Raw genomic sequence first — 19,983 nt, forward strand, 5'->3', positions numbered from 1 at the left:
TAATAACTAAATTCCAAAGCTTACGTAAAATGGTATGCGATGTTTTAAATACACTCAATTTTTTCTAGTTGCTTGTCTAAGAAATCCCAACAATTTTTATTGATTTCATCGAAAGCTTTAACTAAGGCTTGTCCATATTCTGTAAGTTCTGCGCCTCCGCCGCCTTTACCACCAATACTATTTATGGTAACCGGTTTTTTAGCCGATTTATTAACGGAGTCCAACAATTGCCATGCTTTTTTATAAGATATATCAAGTGATTTAGCAGCTTTTGAAAGCGACCCCGTTTTTTGAATAGCCTTTAAAAGGTGCACTCGACCTTCGCCTAGAAGCACATTGTTATCGGCCTCTATCCAAATTCTACTTTTTATTTTATATCCCATAATAACGTTTTAAATAGGTAATAGAATAACCTCTATAGTATCTCCTTCATTAATATCCGTAACCGTTTCTGGAGCATAAACTAAGGCATTAGAAAGGGCAAAAGTTTGCAACATCGATGAGTTTTGGCCTTCCAAAATCTCAACAGTTCCATTGCTATAAATGGCTTTTAGGAACTGGGGTCTATCGCCTTTTTTCTTAAAACTTGAAACAGATTTGGCGGTAACCCTAGGTAATTCTTCAGCATCTCTATTCATTAGTTTTTGCAAGGCTATAAACACATAAATATAAAAACACGATAGAGCAGCAGCGGGGTTACCGGGTAAGGCAAAAATTTGGGTATCATTCTTTTTGCCGTAAAACAAAGGCTTTCCTGGTTTTTGTTTTACTTTATAAAAAAGCTCTTGGACTTTTAATTCGTTTAAGGCTTTGCCAACAAAATCGTAATCGCCAACAGAAATTCCACCCGTAATAAGAACAAGGTCATTGTTGTTTATTGCTGTTTGAAGCGTTTCGATAGTTTTAGCGTAATTGTCTTCCACTTTGTAGCGCGTAACATCATAAAACTTTAAACTGTACAGCGCGCTTAAAAGCATTTTAGAATTGCTCTCGTAAATTTTCCCGAAAGTTAATTCTTGGCCAGCTTCAACCAACTCATTACCTGTAGTAACCAGTGCAATATTTGGTTTTTTGAATACAGAAACTTCTGTTATACCTAATGAAATAAGATAACCAATAGCGGCAGGTGTTAACTTAGTGCCTTTTTTTAAAGCAATATCTCCGGTTTTTACCTGTTCGCCTAATGGTCTGATGTTTTGCTGTGTATGCGCTTGTATTTCTAGAGTGATACTGTGTCCTGTTTTGGAGACCTTTTCTTGCATCATAACAGCATTAGCCGAATCTGGTACAGCCGCTCCTGTAAATATTCTAACAGCTTCTCCTTTTTTTAGTGTAGGCCGGTGTCCATCGCCAGCTTTAATTTCGCCAATTAAAGTGTATGTTAAATTATCATGTAAATTGAGAGCATATCCGTCCATGGCCGATTGCCTAAACGGCGGCATATTAATAGGTGATATAATATCTTTAAATAAGAAATAACCTCCCGCTTTTTCAACACGCTTAATGGTTTCTTTTAAAAGCGGTTTACTGCTATGTTTTACAATTGAAATGGCTTCAGGAATAGAGATCATAAGTGTTTTTCGTTATGTCTTTGCAAATATAACGAATCTGTTTTAGTTGGTCCATATTATAAATGGTTCTTCTAAAATTAATAGAAATCAAATAAAAAATGGCTGTTAAAATTTAGATTACTTAATTAGTAAGTGTATTTTATTGTAGGACTTGTAAAAATAACATTCTAAGTATGCTTTTTAAGTATTAATACGTATTTTTACGTAAATATATAACTTCATGTTGGTTTCTACATCAAACGATCCTTTCGAAAATAAAACATCATTAGATGGCACCTGCGGTGTTTGTGGAAGCCATAATTGCTTGATACATAATTTTTATGACGTGCTATTTAATTCCAAAGAAGCACGAAATAATCCTATACTAAAGTGTCAAAAAGGACAACAGTTTATTATAGAAGGCGCTCCAGTAAATGGGCTTTATTTTATAAAATCTGGTACTGTTAAGGTTATTAGAACAGGTATAAATGGCCGCGAACAGATTGTACGTTTTGCAAAGGCGTGTGAAATTGTCGGGCATCGTGGTTTTGGAACTCAAGAGTATTATTCTATTGGAGCTATTGCTTTGCAAGACACCGAGTTGTATTATTTTGCTAAAGAAAAATTACAGGACTATTTACTTGAAAATCCGAAATTTGCTTATAGCATGATGTTGTTTTATGCTAATGAGTTAAATAGAAGTGAGAATAAAGTAAAGTCTATTTCTCAAATGACAGTTCGTGAGCGTGTTATAGATACCTTACTATATATTAACCGCAAGTTTGGCGACTTACGTGGCTTTTTAAATTTACCTTTAAGTAGAAGGGAGTATGCAGATTATGCAGGAACTACCGAAGAACAGGTAATTCGAGTCTTTTCTATCTTAAAAAAAGAAGGCTTAATAAGTGCTAAAGGGAAAAAAATTGGCATTACAGATGTGCAGCTTTTAAAAAATGAAATTAGTGAGCATAACTATTTCTTAGATACCTAATATCTTCAAAACGTTTTAATTACAAACCATCCTATAACTACCTTTTAGGTTGAAAATGTAAAAGTATTTATTCTAGTTTCAGTAATTCTTTTTAGAGTAAATAATTATTGCTTTCTTTTTTAGTATCTACTTTGTTTTTCTTGTTTTTACTTAATTTACGTAGGTATACGTATTATTTATTTTACTTTCAACTATTTGTTTGTTAGGTTTTTACGATTAAAACATGATTTTTAGCAGGTTTTGTTATGGTTTAAAAAGAGGTATAGATATGGGGATACTCATAAAATGAAATAAACTCTACTTATATATTTGCCTTGAATAAGTATTAATACTTAGAATAAACTTAAAACATAACAAAAATGAAATCTCTACTAAAAAAAACAACTTGGATTTTACCCGTTGCTGCTTTATTAATAGCCTGCGGTGGAAAAGAAAAGAAAAATGCAATAGCAGAAAACACAGCTACTCAAACTTCTAAAACTAAAACCTTAGCTATTGAAAAGCCTCAATTAACTTTTGGTTTTATTAAATTAACAGATATGGCGCCTTTAGCTATAGCAAAAGAAAAAGGGTTTTTTGAAGATGAAGGTTTATTTGTCTCGGTTGAGGCACAGTCAAACTGGAAAAATGTTTTGGATCGTGTAATAGATGGTCAGCTAGATGGTTCTCATATGTTAGCAGGTCAGCCTATTGCGGCAGGTGCAGGTTTTGGACGTCAAGCTAAATTGGTTACTGCTTTTTCAATGGATTTAAATGGTAACGGTATTACAGTATCCAACGATGTTTGGTCTAAAATGAAGCCAAATGTACCAGTGGGTACCGATGGAAAGCCTATTCATCCCATTAAAGCAGAAGCATTAAAGCCTGTTATAGATGAGTATAAAACTAATGGTAACGCTTTTAAAATGGGTATGGTATTTCCGGTATCTACACATAATTATGAAATTAGATATTGGTTGGCCGCAGCTGGAATTCATCCAGGTATGTACACAGCAGATAATGTACAAGGCCAAATCGATGCCGAGGTTTTACTATCTGTAACGCCTCCGCCACAAATGCCAGCTACACTTGAAGCGGGTACTATTTATGGTTACTGTGTAGGTGAGCCATGGAACCAACAAGCCGTTTTTAAAGGTATTGGTGTTCCTGTGGTAACTAACTACGACATCTGGAAAAATAACCCAGAAAAAGTATTTGTAATGACAGAGAAATTTGTTGAGGACAACCCTAATACGGCTATTGCTGTAACTAAAGCCTTAATTAGAGCAGGAAAATGGTTAGATGAACCATCAAATAGAGCAGAAGCAGTTAAAATTTTATCGATGTCTCAATATGTTGGTGCTCCAGAAGAAGTATTAGCTAATTCTATGACAGGAACTTTCGAGTTTGAAAAAGGAGACAAACGTGAGATGCCAGATTTTAATGTGTTTTACAAGTACAATGCAACATATCCTTTTTATTCTGATGGGATTTGGTTTTTAACTCAAATGAGAAGATGGGGACAAATTCCTGAAGCAAAACCAGCAGATTGGTATGCCAATACTATTAAAGATATTTACAGACCAGATATCTGGACAAAAGCTGCAAAACTTTTAGTAGAAGAAGGTAATATTCCTGCAGGAGATATTCCAACAACCGATGGCTACAAACCTGCTACTACAGATTTTATAGATGGTACGTTGTATGATGCCAAAGATCCTATCGCTTACATTAATAGTTTTAAAATTGGTAACAAGGATAAAGCGGTACAATAACATAAAATAAATTATTGTTAGTTCTGGTGATTTTACCCATCACTAAAATCACTAGAACTAACAACGTTTTTAAAAGAAAGAATACACTAAATAAATCATCATGAAGCAAAGTTTAACATTAGGAAAAGTAACCAAATTTATGGGACTCGGTTTTTTAAGTACTTTAAAAGACCTATTTACAGGGAAGCTAGATAAGGAAGATTTTAAAACTTTTTTACGTAAAACGGTAGTGCCAATTGCTTCTATTCTGTTATTTATTGGTTTGTGGCACATGGGAGCAAAGTCGTTGTATAATATTGAAGCTAACCATAAAATTGAAAAGGCTTTAACAGATCAAGGTCAGGAGGCGGCTGATGCTTTACGTGCTTGTATAGCATCGGGAGAGTCTGGATGCCAGCCAAACACATTACCATCGCCAAGTCAGGTTTGGGATTCTTATAAATCACTATTACGTGACCATAATATTATTGCGGCAGATAAAGCGGCATTTATAGAAAAAACAGCTGCATTAAACGAAACACGGATAGCACAGGGTTTAGATCCTATAACCTATACGGGAAGACCATCGTTTGTAGATCAAATTTTTAGAAGTTTAAAAACGGTATTTGCTGGTTTTTTATTAGCCTTATTTATTGCGGTGCCAGTAGGTATTTTTATTGGATTGAGTCCTACTTTAAAAAGTGCTTTTAATTGGTTTATTCAAATATTTAAACCTGTATCGCCAGTGGTTTGGTACTTGTTGGTTTTTATGATTGTAAAAACATTATTAATAGGCTCTAATGAAGATAGCTCGTTTACTATCTCGTTTATTAGTGTAGGATTATGTTCTATGTGGGCTACTTTAGTTAATACTGCAATGGGTGTATCGTCTGTAGATAAGGATTATATAAATGTTGCCAAAGTATTAAAGCTTGGTAATTTTCAGAAAATATTTAAAGTAGTTTTACCATCGTCTTTACCATTAATTTTTACAGGTTTAAAAATTACATTATCGGTAGCGTGGATGGTTTTAATTGCTATTGAGTTATTAGCCCAAAGTCCTGGTTTAGGATTGTTTGTTTGGGAAGAATTCCAAAATGGAGCAAACGACTCTAACGCAAAAATTATTGTTGCGATGTTTGTAATTGGTATTATAGGGTTCTTGTTAGACCGCTTAATGCTAACGATACAAAACTGGGTGAGTTTTGATAAAACGGATGCGATATAATTATTGACAAAAGGCGAAAGTTTAGCTCATTTTAAGATAAGCTAATGATTGCTAACTGAGAACAGGCAACAGCAAACTTACCCGCGTTAGGGATTGTAATGAAAAGCCCACAGCGGAGGCACGGAGCGAGGACTTGTAATGTAAAGCCCGACCCTTGTGGTAACGCCCAAAAAAACTGACTTTAAATGTGAATTGTTTAACTAAGAATACTGGATAAACAACAGGCAAGTAAACGTATAAAGATATAAGAAATGGCATATTTAGAATTAAATAATATTTATAAAACTTACGGACAAGGTGATAGCGCAACCGAAGTATTGTCCAATATTAATTTGACAATTGAAGAAGGTGAGTTTGTAGCTATTGTGGGATTTACTGGTAGTGGTAAAACAACTTTGGTAAATTTAATTAATGGCTTAATAGAACCAACTAAAGGCGAGGTTTTGTTTAAAGGTGCGCCTGTGCAAGGAACGAGTCATGAACGTGGTGTGATTTTTCAGAATTATTCGTTGCTGCCTTGGTTAACCGTAGGACAAAATGTTTTTATGGCTGTTAAGGAGGCTTTTCCGAAAAAGAGTAAAACCGAGTTAAACGACATTGTTGCAGAATATGTTGAAATGGTGAGTTTAACACCGGCTATTAATAAACGTCCTAAGGAATTATCTGGTGGTATGCGCCAACGTGTTGCTGTGGCTAGGGCCTTAGCCATGAAACCAGAAATGATAATTATGGATGAGCCTTTAGGGGCGCTAGATGCTTTAACGCGCGGCAATTTACAGGACGAGATTTTAAATATTTGGGGTAAAGATAAGCGTACCGCTTTATTGATTACTAACGATGTTGATGAGGGTATTTATATGGCCGATCGTATTATTCCATTACGACCTGGGCCAAACGCCACTTTAGGACCTGAGTTTAAAATAGATTTAGAGCGCCCTAGAGATAAAACAGAAATGAACGATAACGCGAATTTTAAGGAAACTAGAAATGCCATTATTGAGTATTTAATGGATATTGGCGATGAAAGAAAATCGAAATCTACAGTAGAATATGTGCTTCCGGAATTGAGTCCGAAGGATTTTGTAAACCAGTTTAAATAAGATTTTTATGAGTGCTATAATGGATAATAAAAGAGAAGCAAGTTTAGTGGGAAATGGTCTTTTTCCGTCTAAGGATGTTATGTTGGATTTAAAAAACCTTAAAAAGGTGTATCCAACGCCAAAGGGTGATTATGTGGTTCTTGAAGATTTAAATCTGCAGATTAGAAAGGAAGAGTTTGTTACCATTATTGGTCATTCTGGTTGCGGAAAAACCACTATGCTGTCTATGATTGCTGGATTAAATCCTATTTCGGGAGGAAATATCTCGGTATTAGGAAAACATATTAAAGGTCCGGGACCAGATAGAGGTGTTATTTTTCAGGCGCCTAGCTTAATGCCTTGGATGACAACCTTACAGAACGTTATGTTAGGTGTTAACCAAGTATTTCCGCATGCATCAAAAGCCCAACGTACCGATATTGCTAAATATTATTTACAAAAGGTAGGTATGGAAGATTCGTTTAATAAACGAGCTTCGGAGTTATCTCAAGGTATGCAACAACGGGTAGGTATTGCAAGGGCATTTGCTATTAAGCCAAAAGTATTATTACTAGATGAGCCTTTTGGAATGTTAGATTCGTTAACAAGAGGGGAACTACAAGATATACTTATAGAAATTTGGAATAAGGAAAAAATTACTGCGGTTATGATTACACACGATGTGGACGAGGCTATTTTTCTAGCAGATCGCGTGGTAATGATGACTAGTGGTCCTAAGGCTAAAATTGGCGATATTTTAAATATTGATTTTGAAAGACCTAGAACTCGTAAGTCGGTTTTAGAGCATAACGATTACTACAAATACAGAAAACACTTAATTGATTTTTTAGAACATTAACTAAAAAATAAAACAAATACAGGTTGTGCTTTTTTTGAGGTTATGAAAATGTTTTTTTCATGATTACAGGATAATTACAGCTATAAATTAACAAAAACTCAAACAATCAAAAATTAAAAACAAGTAACATGAAAAAACAATATGTATTAATAGGTTTACTAGCCCTAGTGGTTCAATTTGCACAAGCGCAGTTTACATTAGATGGAGAATTTAGACCAAGAACAGAGTATCGTAACGGATTTGGAAGTATTATTCCTGATGCGGCAGATCCTGGTTTTGGTATTTCAACACGTGTTAGGTTAAATGCAGGCTATAATACCGAGGCTTATAAATTTTACGTAAGTTTTCAAGACATTATGGTTTGGGGGGAAAACAGACAAATTTTACCTTACGACCAAAACAACTCGTTTGCTGTATTTCAAGCGTGGGCAGATATCCAGTTAGGTGAAGGTTTTTCTACCAAATTAGGGCGTCAAGTGCTGTCTTACGACGATCAAAGAATTTTTGGAGGTCTAGATTGGGCACAACAAGGGCGTAATCATGATGCGGCATTGTTAAAATACAAAAAAGGTAAATTTATGGCCGATGTTGGTTTAGCTTTTAGTCAAGATTACTCTAACCCAACTGGGTTTCAATCTGTAGGAACGGAATACTCAACTACTGGTTTTTTCTCTTATAAAACTATGCAATACTTATATTTAAATCAAGCTTGGGATAATTTTACAGGTAGCTTATTAATTTTAAATAATGGTTTCCAAAAGTATGATACAGATAGTAATCCAGATGGTGTTAATAGCATTCAAACCATAGGAACGCATTTAAATTATAAAAAAGGAAAATTTGGAGCTGCAGCGAATGCCTTTTTGCAAATGGGAGATACAGTTGATGGTGCTTATTTATTAGGTTTAGATTTTACATATAAATCTTCAGATAAAGTAACACTTGGTGCAGGATTAGAAATTATTAGCGGAAACGATACTGAAACTACCGATAGCGAAGCTTTCTTTCCTTTATACGGAACCAATCATAAATTTAACGGATTTATGGATTATTTCTATGTGGGTAACCACGCAAATAGTATTGGTTTAGTAGATGTACACGCTAGTGCTACCTTTAAACTAGGTGCAAAGTCTAGTTTAATGGTTAAGGCTTTAAATTTTAGCGGCGAGCAAGAATTAGCAAGCGGAGAAAAATCTTTAGGAACAGAAATCGATATTGTGTTTAAAAAAGCATTTAATGGATACGCATTGGTAGCGGGTTATTCGCAAATGTTTGCAAACGACGGTATGTACGAACTTAAAGGTGTTACTGAGGACGCTGCTGCAGATATGCAAAACTGGGCTTGGGCCATGTTAGTTATTAAGCCTAAGTTTTTAAACTAAATACCGACTATCTTTTTTCATCAGTAAATTGGACGTTTTTCATTTTTTTAAATGTTATTAGTTTGATAGTTCAATTTATGTGAATCCCGCTACGGCGGGATTCTTTATTTTGGTTGTAAATATTACTTCAATTTATAGGTTTCACTGTGTTAAAGGTTTACTTTTCTTTAAAGTGTTAGAAGACATGATACGTTTAAATAATACCCATTATTAAATCTGTAATTAAAAGAATAGATTTTTAGTAGTTTAATTTTTTATGGTGTATTTTCTTTAAAATGCACATAAATTCGATAAAGCGCGATTTTGCAGTCCTTTTTTTATATATTGTGAGCTTTTAAATTCAAACCTATAACTAAATGAATACTTGCTTTCGCAATATATTCCGTTTCATTTTTACTAGTTTTATTGTTTTTAGTTCGTCTTATGGTATAGCACAATGTGCAGGTACTGGGTCGGAGATTACAATATGTGATAAAGAAACAGACCCCAGCTTACAAGCTTTTAATTTATTCGATCAAATAACCGGAGAAACTCCCGGAGGAACATGGGTTGCAGATAGTAACTTTAATTCCGATGCTTTAGATGAAACTGCAGGAATAGTAAACTTATGGGCTATTAACAGGTTTGGTGCTCATGGATTTACTTACATGAATTCCGCTTGCGACGCCAGTACAGCCACAGTAATTATAAACTTGGGTGGTTATCCAGGAGAAAGCAATCAAAATCCAGGTACAAACAATGTTTGTCAGGTTTTAAAGGCCGATGACGATGATGCCGCAAATATTATAGATTTATTTATTTTTATAGATACCGCTAACGCCATGATTGGTCCAGATACTGGTGGCGTTTGGACAGAAAGTCCAGGGAATATGGCAACTGGTTTATTAATTAATGAGTTTTTTAATTTTGGCGATGTACCAATAGGTACCTATACCTTTACCTATACGGTGCCGTCTGTTAATGGTTGCCCTTCAAGTTCGGCAATTATAGATGTAGAGGTTAGACGATCTCCAAATCCTGGTGTTGCAACGCCTTTAAATCTTTGCGAAAGCGTCGATATGTCTAGTTTAAGAGATTTAGATCTTTTTTCTAGATTAACTGGCGAAGATACTAATGGCGAATGGACAGATAGTAATGTACCAAGTACAGGCGAACTTTCCAATGGTTCAGATTCTGTAATAAACGTTGAAAATATATATAACACCTTGGGGGTTGGAACGTATACCTTTAGCTATAAAGTTATACCAGATCACCCCATTTGCGAAGAGCAAGAAGCCGTTTTTACAATATGTATTGAAGAGCAACTAGAATTAACGGGTACTCTAGATGTGGATTGCCAGGGTGTGGTAACTGTAAATTATGATAGTTCACTGTTGGCAAATGGTACGTATAATTTAAGTTATACGGTTACAGGAAGCAATTTAGGGACACACACCAATACACAAAATGTCGATTTTGCTAATGGTAATGCAACTTTTAACCTAGAACCAGACCTTAATTTAACATCCAGCGAGACCTTAACCATACAAATAGACAATATTACAGGGCCATCTCCTTGTGGCGGACTTCCATTATGTACTTCTATAATAAATGTGCCACCAAAGATGTTTGATATGTTTGTTGAACCTAGTATATCCATAACATCCACAACGGGTTGCGAGCTCGACGATATTTTAATTACCTATTTAAATACTGTCGATTCTAACTTTAATCCTATTGATGGAACACAATCTGTAACATATTCTATAAACGGTGTCGATTTTACCGATGAGGTGACTTTCTCTAACGGAAATGCCGCATCCAATGTATCTGTAGATCGTTTTATGTTAGGTAGCAATCAATTGGTGTTTTATCAATCTAATAGTTTTGTGCATTGTAAAGATTTAAATACGGGCATTTTTCTTAATTTAATTCCTGCACCACCAAATCCTGTGTTTAGTATTGTACCAGATAATAAGTGCGATGCTTCAAGTGTTCAGTTTGGTTTTAATAGCCCTTCCGGGGAATTTATAGCGTATAACCCAGTAACTTTCGATATTTACCAACATGGTAGCGAACCAGGACAATTCCAACCGAGAGATCCTAGTGTGTCATTAACCAATAATACTCAAGGTGATGGTATCGATTTGAATATTTCTAATACTAACGATGTTAGCCAACTTCCTGATGGTGATTATGTTTTTGTTATAAGAAGTGTTCAAGATGATAATGCCGCTTGTAGAGGATTAAGTCAAACAGAAATTGATAATTATGCCGCTCAAGGTATTGCTATTGGTTTAACTAAATCTGGCAATAATCATATTTTCGATGCACGTTTAACGTTCAGAATTGGAGACCCGCCATTACCTAAATTAATTAAAAATAATTTTCAAGTATGTTTGTTAAATGGACCAGTCACTTTAGGCGATTTATCCATTTTTGCAGGAGCCGATGTTAATATTGCTTTAACCGATATAAATGATGTTGAGGTACCAGAAACTTTCGAAATAACGGAAGATGCTACTTTTAATGCCATATTTACTAGTGCCATAACAGGTTGCGATTTAGGAACCGAGCAATTTATGGTTTCGGTAGTATCCAATGCATCGTCGCCAACATTAAATACCAATGTGTTTTGTAGTTTGGTAACCAATACGGTTTCAGATTTAGATACTTCGGGACAAGATATCGTGTGGTACGATGCCGAAACCGATGGAATAGCTTACAACACATCAGACGTTATTGATACGAATAATGCGTATTGGGCAGAAATAACCATATCTGGAGGTTGTGTAAGTACCACAAGAACCCAAGCTGTAATTACTTTTGTTAATCAGGCTAATGCGCCAACACCATTAACCAATGAGTTTTGTTCTTCTGCAACGCCTACAATAAGCGATTTGCAAGTAGAAACAGATGCCGCAATTATACAATGGTTTACTTCGCAAACAGGACCAGAATACACAAGTACCGCCTTACCATTAGATGAAACGCAGGAATATTGGGTATCGCAAACAGCAATTCAAGGTTGCGAGAGCGAGCGTGTTCAAGTTACATTTACAACAACCGATGTCGCTCCAAACCCAGAACCTATTACAAACAGTTTTTGTACAGCCGATGGTACGGTATATACTTTAGAGGATTTGGCTTATAACGAATCGTCTCTATCTCGAGAAGGTGAGCTTACTTATTTTTCAGATGCAGCAGGTACAGTAGCTATTCCTTCTACAGAGTTACTAGAAAATGTTAAAAGTCCTGTTTATGTGCAACAAATTATTGCAGAGGCATGTTCTAGTGCTATTGTAGAAGTTAATTTTTCGTTAGTAGATAGAGCTTCAAAACCAGAATTATCACCAGTTACATTTTGCTTAGAAAATGAGCCTACTGTGCAAGAGTTAATAGATGCTTTAGAAACGCAAACGTCAAATACCATAACTATTTACGACGATGAAACCTCTACAACAGCATTAGATGCTACTTTGGAATTATCGACGCTTACAGAGCCTATTTATGCTTCTCAAACCATTACTGTAGGGTGCGAAAGTAACGAAAGAACGGAGGTTACTTTTACTTTGGCTAATCCAACAATTTCAAGCAATGATTTTCAAGTACTGCACTGTAGTATAGACCAAGCTACGTTAAACGATGTGTATTTTGGCAACGGAACCGTGGTATGGAAGGACGAAAGCGATAATCCTTTATTAGGAACCGTTTTATTAGAAAACGGAACGTCCTATTTTGCGCAAGTAGAGGTGGAATCTTGTTTAAGTGAAGCTATAGAGATTCAAATAACTTTGGTAGATGTTCAAGATCCTTTACCAAGTGCAACAACAGCTAATTTTTGCGGAATTCAAGAAAAACAAATAGCAGATCTATTAGAAGATGAGTCTGGTAATGCACGCTTTACTATACCAGCTAGCCATACTTTAGTTTGGTACGATACTAATGATGTGTCTACACGAAACACTCTAGATAATAACACGGTACTAGATAATGTTACCTATTACGCGGCATACGAAGTCACTTCAACAGTGTCGGGACAAACCATAACTTGCGAAAGCAATGCGGTAGGTATTACAGTCGATTTAACAGCTTGCGATCCAAAAGAATTAGTTATTCCAGATGCATTTTCCCCTAATGGCGATAGCATCAACGATACCTTCGAGTTACTAAATATAGAATTTGTGTACCCAGATTATAACATTGAAATTTATAATAGATACGGACGTGTTGTTTTTAAAGGCGATATAGAAGTTGGTTTCTGGGATGGTAAAAGTAATCAAGGAGGATTTTCTAGTGGTGAAGTTTTACCAACAGGCGTTTACTTCTACGTAATTAATTTTAATCGATTTGATACAAAACCATATCAAGGACAAGTTTATTTAAAACGATAATGACTAGCAATACCAATTCAAAAATGTCAAAATATATAAAATCTGTGCTGTTAGCTTTATTGTTATGCAATGTCGTAGTGGCGCAACAAGATCCGCAATTTACGCAGTATACTTACAATATGAGCGTTGTAAACCCTGCGTACTCCACAACCGATTTTGGTGTGGTTAATTTAGGTGCTAATTACCGTAAGCAATGGACAAACACCATTGGTAGTCCTAGAACGTTTTCATTTTTTGCACATACGCCTTTTAATGATAAAATTGAAATGGGACTAACATTTACAACCGATCAAATTGGGCAGGATGTTATCGAAATAAACGAAAAAAATATTAACGCAGACTTTGCATACGTTTTAAATATTAATACCAACAGTAAGTTGTCTTTAGGGTTAAAAGCCGGTTTTACTTTATATGATACTGCTTTTACTGGAACCTTAATAAACTCTAACGACCCTACATTTACTAATAATGTAAATGAGGTGTATCCAACTATTGGCGCAGGTGCTTATTATTTTACAGACTCCTATTATTTAGGGTTATCTGCTCCTAATTTTTTACGAACAACTCAACTTGATGATGCTGTAGTAGCTACAAAACTAGGAAAAGAGGAGGTGCACTTTTATATGATTGGTGGTTATGTATATCCTGTAAACGAGAATTTAAAATTAAAACCTTCATTTATGGCTAGAGCCGTAAAAGGCGCTCCAGTTAACTTAGATGTGTCCGTAAATGCCTTAATACACGACCGTTTTGAAGCTGGTCTTTCGTATAGATTGGATGATGCTGTTAGTGGTATTGTTGGGTTTAGAGTTACTCCATCGTTTAAGGTGGCTTACTCTTATGATGCTACGGTTTCAGAGTTTTCTAATTATAACAACGGGTCGCACGAAATTGTATTATTGTTCGATGTGTCGTTATTCGGTTTAAAGGAAGGATATAAAAAATCACCAAGATTTTTCTAAAAATATTATTGATGAAAAAATTACTACCAATATTTGCATTCATACTTATGTTTTCTGGGTTTGCACAGGAAAAAGAAGCTTCGGTTAAACCCATTTTTAATAATGATTTACGACGTGCTAATGCCTATTTTGAGCGTGCGGATTATGCTAAAGCTATTCCGTTCTACGAAAAAGTAAATACAAAACAGCGTATTACCCAAGTGGTTGAAAATTTAGCAACATGTTATTATAATATTGGCGATCTTAAATCGTCTGCAAGACTTTACGGTTATTTAGTAAATAGTAAACGTGGTAATAAAACAGACCAGAATGTGTTTAAGTACATCCAAGCGCTTAAAGCTTCGGGGAATTATAAAGATGCTAATAGTGTTAGTCGTGAATTTCTAGCAGAAAAAGGAGATGTTTCAGTGTTAAAAACTTTTGATGCTGAGGTTGTTAAGCAAGAAAATATTATAGCTATTGGTAGTCGTTATAATCTTGAAAACTTAGCTATAAATACGGAGAATTCAGAATTTGGTATGTTGCCTTATCAAGATAATTTAGTGTATGCAGCCTCAAAAAAAGAAGGACATAAAAAGAATATTTTTAGTAAGTATTACGGTTGGAACAATCAGCCATTTTTAGATATTTATAAGATTAATAAGGATAGTGTTTCAAAAGGAAATACGGCTTCAGCGTCTATCTCAGAGGCTATAAATACTAAACTTCACGAAGGTTCGGTTGCGTTTACGCAAGATCTTAAAACCATTTATTTTACTAGAAACAATTATATTAAAGGTAAAGAAGTAAAAGACGATAAATCTGTTACTCATTTAAAAATATATAAAGCCCAATTAATTGATAGTGTTTGGACCAACATTGAAGCCCTTCCATTTAATGGTGATGATTTTTCGGTAGAACATCCAGCATTAAGTCCAGATGGTAAGCGTTTGTATTTTGCCTCGGATATGCCAGGAACTTTAGGTGAATTCGATTTGTTTTATGTTGATGTAAAAGCCGATGGCACATACGGAGCTCCTGTAAATTTAGGTGCTGCCATAAATACGGAACACCGCGAACAGTTTCCATTTATAGCAGATAATGGCGATTTATATTTCTCATCGAATGGGCAATTTGGTTTTGGTGGATTAGATGTATTTTGGGCGAAGAAATCCGGAACTAGTTTCCAAAAGCCAGATAATTTGGGCTTACCACTTAATTCTGGTTACGATGATTTTGCTTTTTATTTAGATAAATCCTTAAAATCTGGATTTGTATCATCCAATAGAATAAAAGGTAAAGGGAGCGACGATATTTATAGTTTTAAAGAGATTAAACCTTTAATTATAGAAGATTGTACACAATACATAAATGGTATTATTACCGATAAAGATACCGAGGTATGTATTACAAATGCAAAAGTGACCCTTAGTATAATATCTATAGATCCAAGCACAGATTTAGCTACGTTTACCACTAAAGAAGATGGGGCTTTTAATACAGGTGTTGATTGTGAAATTACGGTATTGGTAAAAGCAACAGCACATGGTTATCAAGATGCGCAACGTAAAATAATAATAGGAGGAGAGCGCCGTATTACAAACGATGCATCTTTAGCACTTGTGTCTTTAGCATCTATTAAAGAGAAGGAGCAGGAAGCACAGCAAATCGCTTTGGAGAAAGAACGACAAAAAGAGCAGGAAAAGCAAAAGAAAGAACAAGTAAAGCTTAAGCAAGATGCCGAAAATAAAAAGAAGGCATATGATAATATTATAGCTTCTGAGCCTAATTTAAAAACCAAAAACAATAGGCTTGTTATTGTAACGGCAGATATTAATTTTGATTATAAACTTTGGTACATTAGAAAGGATGTTAAAAAAGTTTTACAACCTGTGGTCGATTTACTTAATAAGTATCCTAATATGCAAATTGAAATTGAATCGCATACCGATATTAGGGGAAATGAAGCTTATAACAAAGATTTGTCTCAAAAAAGAGCCACTTCAACTAAAGAATATTTAGTGTCTAAAGGCATAGAATCTTATAGGATTACTGCCATTGGTTATGGCGAGTCTAAACCGTTACAAAAATGTGTTACAGAAGATGCTTGTAGCGAAGAGGAGCATGAAATTAATAGAAGATCGGAATTTGTTATTAAGCAACTCCAATAGCTTATACTTTAATTAGTTTAAACTAATAAAGCATAAGCTATTTATTTTAACTCATGTATTCTAAAAGATAAATAAGGGCTAGTAGCTAATTTTTCTAACTGTTAAGTGATACATCGAAATCATTACAGTTGTCCTCAATAATAACGTCTCCTTTAACGTTATTTATTGGTAGGGAGAAAAAGAACGTACTACCTTCACCTAATTTAGAATTTACCCAAATTTTGCCATCTAGTAGGTTTACTAACTTCTTTGCTATAGTAAGTCCTATTCCAACACCTTCATGCGTTCTGTTAAATGATCCATTAACTTGTGTAAAGCCATTAAAAATTAAATCTTGATGATTTAGATCTATACCAATGCCTTTATCGGCCACGAAAAAGATAATATGCATAGCACCATCTTTTTTACATATTTTAAAGCCGTATTCGATAGTACCAGTTTCAGAAAACTTAATAGCATTTTTTAATAGATTTGTTAAAATGTGTTTAATCTTAATTTCGTCAGTATAAATAATTAATTTCTTATGGTTTGTTGGAATTGATAAATTGAAGTTTAAGTGTTCCTTTCCTAAATTAATTTGATACCCTTTGATGGATTTATGAATGTCATAGAAAAAGATATTTAAATCGACATCCTTCATAATCAATTTTTCTTTTCCAGATTCAATTTGCGACATTTTAAAGAGATCATTAATAAGTTTTAGTAAATGCTCTCCACTTTTATTAATGATTTTTACATACTCTAGAATTTCTTCCATTGATGAGTCGCCTTCTATTAAATCGGAAAGACCAATAATAGCATTTAAGGGCGTTCTAAGCTCATGCGACATGGTTGCTAAAAACTCAGATTTTACTCGGTCGCTTTCTTCAGCTTTTTCCTTGGCATCGGTAAGTTCTAAAGTGCGCTCTTTAACTAGATTTTCTAGGTTATTTCTATAAGTTTCAAGCTCTTTGTTTTGAAGCGTAATTTCGCGCTGATTTTCTAAAAGTAATTTATTGTTAGTATTTAACTCTTGGGTACGTAACTTAACTTTTTGTTCTAAGGATGTGCTTAACTCACTTAGTTCGTCGTTTTTTATTTTAAGCTGGCTGTCCTGCTGGTAACTTTTAAGGGCCTGTTTAACAGTTAAAACAAGATCGTTAGTACACCAAGGCTTAGAAATATATCTATACAGACCAGCATAGTTTATTGAATTTGCAACGCCTTCAATCGTGGCTTGCCCTGTTAAAAGTATGTTTAGGGCATGAGGCGATTTTTCGTATATTTTCATTAAAAATTCATCACCTTTCATAATAGGCATAGCATAATCGGCTATTACCACCTGAATTTCATAATTTAACTCTAGCAAATTATCGATGGCCTCTAGCGCTTCTATTCCAGACTCTGCTGTTTCAATAATATAGTTATTGCCAAAGGCATTTTTAAGTTCAGTTTTTAAGCTATTTAGAACGATTTTTTCATCGTCTACACAAAATATCACACCTGTTTTCATACGTCCTAGTTTTTAATTAGTTGCACTTCCAGAATCTATACAAGAAAATAGTTCAGATTGAACCCAAGGTTTTTTAATGCATTTATATAAACGCGCTTCTTGTTTTGTTTTTTCTATGGATTTATAATTGGCCTGACCTGTTAGCATTATTTTTAACGAATTCGGGTATTTGTTATGCACTTTAATTAAAAACGCATCGCCTTTAATACCTGGCATTAACCAATCGCTAATTATTATAAGTCTTACGCTTAGGTCCATCATTATTTCGTCAATTATCTCTAAAGCCTCATTTGCACTTTCTGCGGTTTCATATAAAAATGCATTTCCGTAGTTCTCTTTTAGTTGAGCTTTTATGCTGTTTAATATGACTTTTTCGTCATCGACACATAAGATTACAGTTTTCTTCATAGCACTATTCTTATATTTTTGTTGAGTGATTTTCACGGTTTATTATTGGTAGATAAACGTTAAAAGTGGTTTTACCTGGTTTACTTTCTACTTCAATTTTTCCGTTGTGCTTTTCTATAATTCGTTTTGAAATGTCCAATCCAATTCCTGTTCCTTCTCCCATTGGTTTGGTGCTAAAAAAGGGTTCGAATATTCGGTTTATTTCATTTTTTGGAATGCCTTTTCCGTTATCTGTAATGGAGACAACTACCCAATCTTTTTCGGTATAAACTTTTATATCTAGTTTGCCACTTAATTCCATGGCATAAATAGCATTATGAAGTATATTGGTCCATACTTGGTTTAATTCGTCGTAATAACACAAAATTTTTGGTACTACTTGATAGTCTTTAGCTACTTCAATTCCTTGTTTAATTTGGTTGCTGTATAGGGTTAGTATATTTTCAATGCCTTCGGTAATATCGGCAAGTACTTGCTCGTCATTATTATTAATTCGAGAAGAATTTTTAAGAGCAAAAACTACTTTTGATGCTTTTTCGGCAGCAAATTCTATATTTTCTGTGCTCCGTTGTAGTCCTGTTATTTTATAAGCTACCTCTAATATTTTCTCTGAGTTTTCATTTTTTAAAAGATCTAAATATGTTTCCACACCATCAACAACCATCATGTCTACAAAGGTGTCTGCAAAAGAATAGGCGTTTTTTATATTATGGTTTTCAAATATTTTTGCTATCTTTTTCTTGAAAACACGTTCTTCTTTTGAGGTTAACATGTGTCTATTTTTAAAAGAATCTTCCATAAGTGCCAAAAATTCTAACCTTTGTTGTTCTGGAAGGTCCTTAATAAATATGGGGTATTTGTTTAGTACAAAATTTAGAGTATTTTTTATATTTCCTATTGAAGATGTTATGGCACCAAGTGGCGTATTTATTTCATGAGCAACACCAGCAATTACCTGGCCTAAGGCTGCTAGTTTTTCGGAATTTATAAGTTTTTGTTGTGTTTGTTTTAGGTTGCCTAATGTTTCTGTTAATTCGTTGGTACGTTGTTTTAAAGACTCTTCTCGTTCGTAAATTTGCAGAAGCATTTTGTTATATTCATCCACTAATACGCCTATTTCATCATTGCCTTGTTTTTTAACGCGCATTTGATAATTTCCTTTTTCAGAAATTTCTTTAGTAGCTTTTGTTAAATGTATTATAGGCTCTGATACTATTTTTTGTAAGCCGTATGCAAGCGTAAAATTAACAGCAAGAAGGCCAACTAGTAATAGTATCATAGTTGTTATGTAGTTTCTAATTTTTAAGGACAAAACTTCAGTCGAAACTCTTAGGTAAATAGAACCCACCTTATTGTTTTCAATATAAATGGGTCTAAAAACGTTTAAATAATTGGTGTCGAAATTCTCCCAAGAATCAGAATTATTGGTGTTTGAAGTTACAATTTTTTCTCCGTCTGCATAAAAATCGGCAAATATTTCATTCTCGTTATTATAAACAATGCCAACATCTACAGATGGAATGTTTTTTAGTTTTTCAAGTGTTTCCTTTGCGTTTTCTGAAACATCAAAATCCAGAGAAACAGCACAATACTCGCCAATTAGATGAGCATTAATAATGGTATTATTTTTTAAGTCTTCTTTAAAATTTGAAATATTACTAAAGATGACATACACTAAACCTATTACAAGGGAAAATAATGATACTAGTTGGATAACAAGTATCATTTTAAACTTTATGGATAGGTTTTTAAATAACATATAGTATAGGCGCTAAA

At 34.3% G+C, this 19,983-nt stretch carries 14 protein-coding genes; 9 read left to right on the forward strand and 5 right to left on the reverse strand.

All coding sequences use genetic code 11. The features are described from left to right. Positions 1-44: 44 nt before the first annotated feature. Together BMY96_RS05850 and BMY96_RS05855 are read right to left on the reverse strand one after the other, a co-directional pair. Complete coding sequence (locus tag BMY96_RS05850; protein ID WP_092850285.1) at positions 45-383, reverse strand: winged helix-turn-helix domain-containing protein; 339 nt, start codon at positions 381-383, stop codon at positions 45-47. A gap of 9 nt (positions 384-392) precedes the next feature. Then, positions 393-1,571 carry a molybdopterin molybdotransferase MoeA gene (locus BMY96_RS05855; RefSeq protein WP_092850288.1) on the reverse strand — a complete coding sequence of 393 codons (1,179 nt, stop codon included), beginning with the start codon at positions 1,569-1,571 and terminating at the stop codon, positions 393-395. A gap of 220 nt (positions 1,572-1,791) precedes the next feature. On the opposite strand from BMY96_RS05855, the gene BMY96_RS05860 reads away from it, so the two are divergent. From BMY96_RS05860 to BMY96_RS05900, 9 genes are all read left to right on the forward strand, one after another. After that, positions 1,792-2,541: a Crp/Fnr family transcriptional regulator gene (locus BMY96_RS05860; RefSeq protein ID WP_092850290.1), complete on the forward strand. Its 750-nt coding sequence runs from the start codon at positions 1,792-1,794 to the stop codon at positions 2,539-2,541. Positions 2,542-2,900: 359 nt separating this feature from the next. Beyond that, entirely contained in the window at positions 2,901-4,295 is a 1,395-nt protein-coding gene (locus tag BMY96_RS05865) for a CmpA/NrtA family ABC transporter substrate-binding protein (RefSeq protein WP_092850293.1), read from the forward strand. A gap of 100 nt (positions 4,296-4,395) precedes the next feature. After that, complete coding sequence (locus BMY96_RS05870) at positions 4,396-5,502, forward strand: ABC transporter permease (RefSeq protein WP_092850295.1); 1,107 nt, start codon at positions 4,396-4,398, stop codon at positions 5,500-5,502. Positions 5,503-5,753: 251 nt separating this feature from the next. Continuing rightward, a complete protein-coding gene (locus tag BMY96_RS05875) occupies positions 5,754-6,602 on the forward strand; it encodes an ABC transporter ATP-binding protein (RefSeq protein ID WP_092850297.1) in 849 nt (282 codons plus the stop codon). Between the two features lie 7 nt (positions 6,603-6,609). Beyond that, a complete protein-coding gene (locus BMY96_RS05880) occupies positions 6,610-7,440 on the forward strand; it encodes an ABC transporter ATP-binding protein (protein WP_217639587.1) in 831 nt (276 codons plus the stop codon). A 128-nt stretch (positions 7,441-7,568) separates the two neighbouring features. Beyond that, the gene (locus BMY96_RS05885; protein ID WP_092850300.1) at positions 7,569-8,822 is read left to right on the forward strand and encodes an alginate export family protein; all 1,254 of its coding nucleotides are present in this window, start codon (positions 7,569-7,571) and stop codon (positions 8,820-8,822) included. Positions 8,823-9,178: 356 nt separating this feature from the next. After that, the gene (locus BMY96_RS05890) at positions 9,179-13,195 is read left to right on the forward strand and encodes a gliding motility-associated C-terminal domain-containing protein (RefSeq protein WP_092850303.1); all 4,017 of its coding nucleotides are present in this window, start codon (positions 9,179-9,181) and stop codon (positions 13,193-13,195) included. 23 nt (positions 13,196-13,218) lie between these two features. After that, positions 13,219-14,157 (forward strand): PorP/SprF family type IX secretion system membrane protein, encoded by a 939-nt coding sequence (locus tag BMY96_RS05895; RefSeq protein ID WP_092850918.1) that lies wholly within the window; start codon positions 13,219-13,221, stop codon positions 14,155-14,157. Positions 14,158-14,168: 11 nt separating this feature from the next. Next, entirely contained in the window at positions 14,169-16,307 is a 2,139-nt protein-coding gene (locus tag BMY96_RS05900) for an OmpA family protein (RefSeq protein WP_092850306.1), read from the forward strand. 94 nt (positions 16,308-16,401) lie between these two features. Here the strand turns inward: BMY96_RS05900 and BMY96_RS05905 are convergent, their stop codons facing one another. From BMY96_RS05905 to BMY96_RS05915, 3 genes are read right to left on the reverse strand one after another with little or no spacing between them, the layout of a single operon-like run. Beyond that, on the reverse strand, positions 16,402-17,799 hold the full coding sequence (locus BMY96_RS05905) for an ATP-binding protein (protein ID WP_092850310.1): 1,398 nt from the start codon (positions 17,797-17,799) through the stop codon (positions 16,402-16,404). Positions 17,800-17,811: 12 nt separating this feature from the next. Next, positions 17,812-18,207, reverse strand: a complete 396-nt coding sequence (locus BMY96_RS05910; RefSeq protein ID WP_092850920.1) for a response regulator — start codon at positions 18,205-18,207, stop codon at positions 17,812-17,814. 10 nt (positions 18,208-18,217) lie between these two features. Continuing rightward, positions 18,218-19,933, reverse strand: coding sequence for an ATP-binding protein (locus BMY96_RS05915; protein WP_175473521.1), 1,716 nt, complete (start codon positions 19,931-19,933; stop codon positions 18,218-18,220). Positions 19,934-19,983: the final 50 nt, after the last annotated feature.

The organism is Algibacter pectinivorans (genome assembly GCF_900112595.1).
GTDB classification, from domain to species: domain Bacteria; phylum Bacteroidota; class Bacteroidia; order Flavobacteriales; family Flavobacteriaceae; genus Algibacter_B; species Algibacter_B pectinivorans.

Excerpts from the sequence above, each read along its gene's own strand:
- BMY96_RS05850 (WP_092850285.1), bottom strand. The coding sequence starts at position 383 with ATGGGATATAAAATAAAAAGTAGAATTTGGATAGAGGCCGATAACAAT.
- BMY96_RS05855 (WP_092850288.1), bottom strand. The coding sequence starts at position 1,571 with ATGATCTCTATTCCTGAAGCCATTTCAATTGTAAAACATAGCAGTAAA.
- BMY96_RS05860 (WP_092850290.1), top strand. The coding sequence starts at position 1,792 with ATGTTGGTTTCTACATCAAACGATCCTTTCGAAAATAAAACATCATTA.
- BMY96_RS05865 (WP_092850293.1), top strand. The coding sequence starts at position 2,901 with ATGAAATCTCTACTAAAAAAAACAACTTGGATTTTACCCGTTGCTGCT.
- BMY96_RS05870 (WP_092850295.1), top strand. The coding sequence starts at position 4,396 with ATGAAGCAAAGTTTAACATTAGGAAAAGTAACCAAATTTATGGGACTC.
- BMY96_RS05875 (WP_092850297.1), top strand. The coding sequence starts at position 5,754 with ATGGCATATTTAGAATTAAATAATATTTATAAAACTTACGGACAAGGT.
- BMY96_RS05880 (WP_217639587.1), top strand. The coding sequence starts at position 6,610 with ATGAGTGCTATAATGGATAATAAAAGAGAAGCAAGTTTAGTGGGAAAT.
- BMY96_RS05885 (WP_092850300.1), top strand. The coding sequence starts at position 7,569 with ATGAAAAAACAATATGTATTAATAGGTTTACTAGCCCTAGTGGTTCAA.
- BMY96_RS05890 (WP_092850303.1), top strand. The coding sequence starts at position 9,179 with ATGAATACTTGCTTTCGCAATATATTCCGTTTCATTTTTACTAGTTTT.
- BMY96_RS05895 (WP_092850918.1), top strand. The coding sequence starts at position 13,219 with ATGTCAAAATATATAAAATCTGTGCTGTTAGCTTTATTGTTATGCAAT.
- BMY96_RS05900 (WP_092850306.1), top strand. The coding sequence starts at position 14,169 with ATGAAAAAATTACTACCAATATTTGCATTCATACTTATGTTTTCTGGG.
- BMY96_RS05905 (WP_092850310.1), bottom strand. The coding sequence starts at position 17,799 with ATGAAAACAGGTGTGATATTTTGTGTAGACGATGAAAAAATCGTTCTA.
- BMY96_RS05910 (WP_092850920.1), bottom strand. The coding sequence starts at position 18,207 with ATGAAGAAAACTGTAATCTTATGTGTCGATGACGAAAAAGTCATATTA.
- BMY96_RS05915 (WP_175473521.1), bottom strand. The coding sequence starts at position 19,933 with ATGATACTTGTTATCCAACTAGTATCATTATTTTCCCTTGTAATAGGT.